The following is a 6,699-nucleotide window of genomic DNA, read 5'->3' on the forward strand; positions in this document are numbered from 1 at the left end:
TACCCGATGTGCGGTGGCGGCAGTTGCAATGATGTCAAAACCCTTCTTCGTCCCAAAAATCAGAGCACGGACCAAGACATTCAAATGACTCAATCTCTGTTGTTGAGATCATGATAGTAGGCGGAGATTCCAGCAGGGCTTCTTGAACATGAACCGCTCGAACAGCAGCTGTAAAATTAATTCTGAAAATTTTTGGTTCACACTCGTTAAACAGATACTTCGCGCAATCGCCTTCTTCAGCGGTTTCTTCCAAGCTTTCGTAACAGAAAACGACACCTGGATTATGAGTTGCCTTGTGATTTTCAACTGGACTCTGTGTGCAGTCGAGATCCAGAGTTAATGGCGCACCTAAAAATCCATTGGCGAGAATTCCTTCAGAATGCCGACTGTAGTGGTAGGCGACGCCAGGACCAAGAATCTCGATATCCTGAAAGGTTGATACGTTCTCTTGGATGTATTTGGCTATATCTGTTGCTATCATTTGCTAAAAATTTTGGCTGTATAATGGATTACATTGTACCCATTCTTTAATCCGGAGAATTGTGGCGCCGCCCTTGGCCAAATTAAAAACAGGGATTCCAAAACGATCCGCCAAGTCGATTGCCTGACCAGTACCACCGGTACCACGGCTGCGTTGATTAGATTTTTCGGCACCGTCAGGCGTCCAGCACACAACAAAGTCAGCAGGGCTGCGCATATCGACGCCAAGTATTTGGTGGCTGTTCCTTGCCATCAGCTTTTGTGCCCCAGGCTTAAGATACTGCCATCCGTCATGGATAATTTCTGCCACCCTGAACGCTTCCGACGATGGCGAAGTGAATTCACTGTCACGGCTATTGTACCCTTCCCATGGAAGGAATATTTGCTTGTTTTTAGCGCCATCTTCGAATGCGGAATCTGCCCCATCTGCTCCACCGCTTCTTAATACGAAGCCCAACTCATTCAGACGCCTTGCCAACTTGGCCATGATTGCCCGCACATCTTCTGGTGTATTTCTTGACCCAATCCCGGCGTAGTAAACCGATCTCTGATGCCGCATTGTTTTTATCCGTTCCCGCCAGACACGCTCAATTATTTCCCCGTGACAAGGGGCCGGCCGGCAGTAGCATGCCAATGAGCTTTGTTCAGAAAGCTCGCGCAGCTTCAGCAGGATGATGGGATTTTTCTGGTCGATTTCTTTGTTGAGATACAGTTCATAAGCCTTCAGCACTTCATCCCTGCTACCTGATTCGCCGATCGCATAAGGATTTCCTAGGTGTGATCCGCGGCCAATATAGATGGCATCGGCCGGAACTCTGTCAATTTTCTTGTTGAAAATTTGCATCAAGCACTACTTCATTGATCGAACAATCGACTTTTCCAACAAGTGCTGGATCAAGAAAATGACAACCCCGGTACCGACGCCCAGCACCGTCAAGAGCAAGAAAAAGTCGGTATGACTCATGCTGGAGTAAAAAGTCCCGATATATCCCGCCAAATAATTCCCAAAGAATGTAGACAAAAACCATAATCCCATCACCGTGCTGACCGCTTTTGCCGGTGAAACCTTTGTGACCAGGGAAAGACCGACTGGCGACAAATACAGCTCCCCAATCGTATAGATCAGTGTGCAGAGAGCCAGCCACAGAAAGCTGATTTTCTCTTTCGATTCCAATCCAGTAATGGCGACAATTAATACAAGAAACGATGCACCCAGCATCATGGCACCGAAAGCCATCTTGCGAATGCTGGAATCTCCATTGGCTTTGTCAGTGCGTTTCGCCGACATGCCTCCTATCAGCGGAGCCAACAGGAAAATAAAAGCCGGATTCAACGATTGAAACCAGGTCGACGGCATTTCCCAGCCGAATATATCCCAGTCGGCCCGTTGGTCAGCGAATAATTGAAGGGTGTTACCCTGTTGCTCGTATACCGCCCAAAATACGATATTGACGACTGCCAGGACCATCAACCCTCCAATCGCTCGCCATTCCTCTTTGGTCAGGGGATCAGACTCCATTTCCATCCTGTGACTTTGGGAAAATCGATCATCAGCCAAGTATTTTTGGCCGGCCAGGTAAATGATTAACCCGATCACCATCCCGACCCCAGCAGCACCAAAGCCATAATGCCATCCATAACGCTGACCAAGCGTTCCGCATACTAGCGGCGCAAAAAATGCCCCAAGATTGATGCCCATGTAGAAAATTGTGAATGCGCCATCTCGACGCGGATCGCCGATAGAATAGAGATTGCCTACTTGAGTGGATATGTTGGGCTTGAAGCACCCGTTGCCCAGGATCAATAGCATCAGGGCAATCAGAAAGTATGCTTCGAACGCCATCATGAAATGCCCGACTGCCATCAGCACGCCGCCGATCACCACGGTCTTGCGCTGCCCTAGAAACCGATCCGCGATAATACCGCCGAACAATGGCGTGAAATAGACGAAACCGGTATAGAGCCCGTAAATTTGCGAAGCTAACGGCTGTATAGCCAGAGGTCCGAAAATCCACTCCAAGGCTACCTGCAGCGAATTAAATCCGACGATATCGGCTCCGGATTGCGCCGCATGGATAAGATACTGGGTCATATAGAGCACAAGCAGTGCCCGCATGCCGTAAAACGAAAATCGCTCCCACATTTCGGTAAGAAATAGTATGAACAGGCCGATGGGGTGGCCAAATAGCATCCTTGTTTTCACTGTCGATGTGCTCAATTTTTGCAAAGGCTTTCACAAGGCACACCATCACCATCTTTGTCCAAGGAAGAAACTCCACAGGCAAGATACTGCTTGGCTTCGTCACAAGACGTCATCTGTTTGCAGTATTTTTTGGAACCGCAAGTACCCGTGACTGCAGGTCCTGTTGTCGTGGTTGGTTTTGCACCCCCATGCCGGTATTCCCAAGGTGGTACCGGATTAGGATCACTCCAAAGACCCGCTCTCGCTTGTCGCGCGTTATCCTCAATTTGAACTAACGTTTTGTCGTGAGCGTATTTTCGATACATCCAAGCCATGCCTCGTACCACTTGATTTTTATTGACATCAATTCCATCGGCGAAAACGGTTCCAACAACTCGCCCATACTTGTCCACGGTTTCTTTTTCGACGGATACCGACTTATTGAAAACCATTTCCGCTAGTGATTGTCTCGATTTCTGCCCAAAAGCCTGGTCGCTTTCCGGGGCATCGATCTGTGCCAAGCGGATTTTCACTGTTTGGTTACCAGCGACAAGCAGCGTCAGAGTGTCGCTGTCATGAATGCCGACTACACGCCCTTCGATACGGCTTGCAGAATGGGCTATTCCGCTAAAAACTATAAGAAACCACAGGATTGCTTTAAACATTTAAATTTTCTCCATACCTGAAAAAATATTAATCGGTGTCTGCGTTCCATTTCGAATATCGACGTAAGCCCCTTGGTGGTTTACTCCACCATGCCGCAATAACGACCAGATCAACTGCATAGCGACGTTTGCGATGGCACGGTTGATTGGCAAATCCTGATTGGCCAGCGCTTCTTCCATGCTGCATGACGGAGTATTGTTATCCACCATGCCATCCAGTTCAGGATGGAAATCGAATACTGAAGGCAGTTTGATTGAATTTTCGTTGGCATGACCAAGCCTGCCTAAAATAACTTGTCCGGCATGCTCGCCATTGCCGGTGTCAAGCCATAGGCATCTTGTATATCGACTCGCTTGCTTCGCTAAATCAGCCCGGAATTGGGCAACATCGACACAGGTGATCAAAAGGTCATAATTCCATTGGCCACGTTCGGTATTGATATCGAACATACGAGGCATGGCCACCCAATCGCGTCCGTACAGGTAATTGATACGCTGGATGGAAACCAGCGCCTTATTATGTCCAAGATCGGCGGGATAGAAGGCTTGTCGGCCTATATTGGGTCTTTCGACCATATCTTCGTCCCATGCTGTAACATGCAGCCCAGGATGACCAAGCTCTCGGATGGCGTAATCAATTCTGGCCAGACTGGTTAATACTTCAGAGCCGGTACCCCCGACACCGATTAAACAGATTTCGACAGGCTTACGCAGCCAGTGGTCGGGAGTGCAGAATTTGAAGGGTTTGATGGAACTGGTTGTCATGAATTACCGATTAAAAGATCGTTTAGTTACCAATCTTTTAACACGGTCGATTGATCATGCAAGCCTTCCTTACCAGTCAATCAAAATATAGTGTGGTGGAATGGTTGGATTAACAGGGCACAATCCACCGAATTATTAAGGTTGTCGGTCGCCGATTAGCGGCTGTTGAACCAGAACCGCCTTTTATAGAAGTTTGTAGTGGATTGTATCGGATAACAGTCTTTAAGATAATAACCGTAAATCATTCGGTATTGAAAGAAATACAGTTAGCCAATTTAAAGGTATCTGAATTGCAGCGCTAAAAGACTGTACGAAGACTGCAAGCATTTTTGCTTTCTAACCTTCGAAAGGTTTAGCGCCCCTTACAACCTGCTTGTCCAATCGCTCGTTCACCAACGCAAATAGAGATTCGAACTTCTCAAGACTCTGATCTGGTAATACCTTCTCTGGCTCTGATGCCATTTTCTTGAGAAACAAGCGCGTTGGCCGAGTTTTGTGAAACGGAATCCCAAGTTCGCTCAGACCAAGTTCAATACGCTTCGCGATCCGAGGAATATTCACATTGAGTAGCAGCGTCTTGCCTTTCAGCTCTGCTCTGTAGCACTCTCGAACAAGTGACTCGTAAACCACGGGGTCTAATAGGTCTTCGATGTCGGCTTCATTCGGTTGAGTGGCGAACGCCTCCGAAACGAAAACGACGTTTTGATCTCGGATGAGCTTAGTCTTCAACAACTCATCCTTGGTTGTCTTCGAATCACGCTCTGTGTCAAGAAGAACAAGGACATTGAGGGACTCAGACGTTAACAGCGCGACCATATAGGAAACCTTCTGAGCGCCTCCGGCGGGGGTCAAAGTGAGCTCGGGGTGGAGTGCCGTCATGCCTTTCTCTGCCAGATAGGCGCTTACCGCGCTCAAGATCCAAAAGTCAGTGACACCTTCAACAACAAGATTGTTAGGGCCGATAAACAGGCTCTGAGCCAAATCATAACCGAGTGCCGCTTGGAGAGGGAATAATGTTCTGGCGTCCCCTGCTGGATCATTTGTTACGGTAGTCCCAATGTTTTCCGCAATATTGACAGTACGTACGGAATCGAGCGCGTGAGTAGGAACCATGAACGGCGAGTGTGTGGTATAGATGATCTGGTTAGAAAAGTCGTCTTCGAAATGCCGTAGCAGGTCAGACTGTGACCTTGCATGCAGATACAGTCCGGGCTCATCCAGCAGAAGCACTGCGTCTTCGGCTCTACCTCCGTCCGTGTCTGCCGAGAACGTAATGTAGAAAGCAAAAAACCACTGGAAACCGCGACTTCTATCGCTAAGGTTAACCTCAACGTCGTAGGTGCTGGTCGGATCAGAGATGATCGTTTCCAGGTGGTTGGCGTCTAGATTGAACCGAATTTTGAGCGCACGATCCTTCCATAAGCGCTTTATCTCAGCAGTAACGACCGCACTGGCACGGTTCGCGAGTTGATTCCGGGTCTCGTGATCATTCTGACTGAGGTAATTTTGCAGCGTTTCCGGATTCAGCCCTGCGACCTTACAGAGCTTCTCGAAGTTCTTATCTACCTCATTCATCTGGTTATGCGATTTTCGATGAATGTAGGCGGCAATGTCCTGGTGTCCATCAATTTCCGGATATTCATCTACATAGATGAACTTGGGAATGGCGCTGATGGCCCAGTTCCTGGCGTTCTTCTGAGCATCTTTGTCGCCCACGATGCTGTCGGCTAGATCTTCGATCTCCGATAGCATCACCTCCTGCTTGTCTGTCAACTCAGCATCAGCACCCGCCAGGGCGATGCGCAGAGACTTTGCTGCTGTGGCGGCCTGAGTGGCCCACGTGTCGCGTACCTTTGAGACGGAGGCTGCTACTTCGAAGGCATCAGCAGCTGCCTCCAGGCTGACAGGGCTCTCCTGCGTCTGGGCTACAGCACGAACCGCTGCGGCCACCTTCTTAACCTTACTCTTGACATCAGTCTCATCGAAATGTATTGGCTTGAGTTCAGGTAACCATCCCACTGTTCTGGTTTTTCCTTGGTAGCTTCGACCGATAACTATTTTAGAAATCTCCGTCGCACGTGGTAGGATCTCAAGCATAGCCGATTTGTCATTTTCGTCAAGTGCCCAAGTCGTAGATAAGACCGGAGTGTCGTCGGTGCATTCTTCCAAACGCCTATGACGAGGAAAGTCCTTGATGGGTTTCAGCGCCTCGAACCCTTCGATCGGATTTAGGCTATGCAAGGCTCGTAAGAGATTCGACTTACCACTTTCGTTTCGGCCTAATAGGGATGTAATACGAGAAACGGCAATCTCGCCACTGTCGTTGATAGAGCGATAGTTCCTTACTCGAAATGATTCCAACTGCATGATGCCCTCTACGTTAATAATATTTATCCGCAATATTTATGGACGATTTAGCAGAAAACAAGTGTCTGGCGTCGATGGCTACGCGAACCTAAAAGGCTAATATTGATCCAATCGATATTTTTAGGACTTACGCATTGACGGAAGCCTGAAATTGTGGGTTCAAATATTCCTTGTCGACCATGAAGCTGTTGACGAATGCGGCGACCACATTCTGATACAACGCTCTTTGCCATTGGTAAG

General features: G+C 48.3%; 6 protein-coding genes. All 6 read right to left on the reverse strand.

Features of this window, described 5'->3' with window-relative positions:
- Positions 1–34: 34 nt before the first annotated feature.
- The 6 genes from U2W12_RS15620 to U2W12_RS15645 all read right to left on the reverse strand — a co-directional run bounded on the left by U2W12_RS15620 (position 35) and on the right by U2W12_RS15645 (position 6,459).
- Positions 35–481: a hypothetical protein gene (locus U2W12_RS15620; RefSeq protein WP_326501623.1), complete on the reverse strand. Its 447-nt coding sequence runs from the start codon at positions 479–481 to the stop codon at positions 35–37.
- Between the two features lie 3 nt (positions 482–484).
- Positions 485–1,324 carry a DUF4326 domain-containing protein gene (locus U2W12_RS15625; RefSeq protein WP_326501624.1) on the reverse strand — a complete coding sequence of 280 codons (840 nt, stop codon included), beginning with the start codon at positions 1,322–1,324 and terminating at the stop codon, positions 485–487.
- A gap of 6 nt (positions 1,325–1,330) precedes the next feature.
- On the reverse strand, positions 1,331–2,671 hold the full coding sequence (locus U2W12_RS15630; RefSeq protein ID WP_326501625.1) for a peptide MFS transporter: 1,341 nt from the start codon (positions 2,669–2,671) through the stop codon (positions 1,331–1,333).
- Positions 2,672–2,694: 23 nt separating this feature from the next.
- On the reverse strand, positions 2,695–3,327 hold the full coding sequence (locus U2W12_RS15635) for a thermonuclease family protein (protein WP_326501626.1): 633 nt from the start codon (positions 3,325–3,327) through the stop codon (positions 2,695–2,697).
- Positions 3,328–4,092, reverse strand: a complete 765-nt coding sequence (locus U2W12_RS15640; RefSeq protein ID WP_326501627.1) for a PRTRC system ThiF family protein — start codon at positions 4,090–4,092, stop codon at positions 3,328–3,330.
- Between the two features lie 336 nt (positions 4,093–4,428).
- Positions 4,429–6,459 (reverse strand): AAA family ATPase, encoded by a 2,031-nt coding sequence (locus U2W12_RS15645; RefSeq protein ID WP_326501628.1) that lies wholly within the window; start codon positions 6,457–6,459, stop codon positions 4,429–4,431.
- Between the last annotated feature and the right edge of the window lie 240 nt (positions 6,460–6,699).

The organism is Methylomicrobium sp. Wu6 (genome assembly GCF_035916875.1).
Classification (GTDB): Bacteria; Pseudomonadota; Gammaproteobacteria; order Methylococcales; family Methylomonadaceae; genus Methylomicrobium.

Excerpts from the sequence above, each read along its gene's own strand:
- U2W12_RS15620 (WP_326501623.1), bottom strand. The coding sequence starts at position 481 with ATGATAGCAACAGATATAGCCAAATACATCCAAGAGAACGTATCAACC.
- U2W12_RS15630 (WP_326501625.1), bottom strand. The coding sequence starts at position 2,671 with ATGCTATTTGGCCACCCCATCGGCCTGTTCATACTATTTCTTACCGAA.
- U2W12_RS15635 (WP_326501626.1), bottom strand. The coding sequence starts at position 3,327 with ATGTTTAAAGCAATCCTGTGGTTTCTTATAGTTTTTAGCGGAATAGCC.
- U2W12_RS15645 (WP_326501628.1), bottom strand. The coding sequence starts at position 6,459 with ATGCAGTTGGAATCATTTCGAGTAAGGAACTATCGCTCTATCAACGAC.
- U2W12_RS15625 (WP_326501624.1), bottom strand. The coding sequence starts at position 1,324 with ATGCAAATTTTCAACAAGAAAATTGACAGAGTTCCGGCCGATGCCATC.
- U2W12_RS15640 (WP_326501627.1), bottom strand. The coding sequence starts at position 4,092 with ATGACAACCAGTTCCATCAAACCCTTCAAATTCTGCACTCCCGACCAC.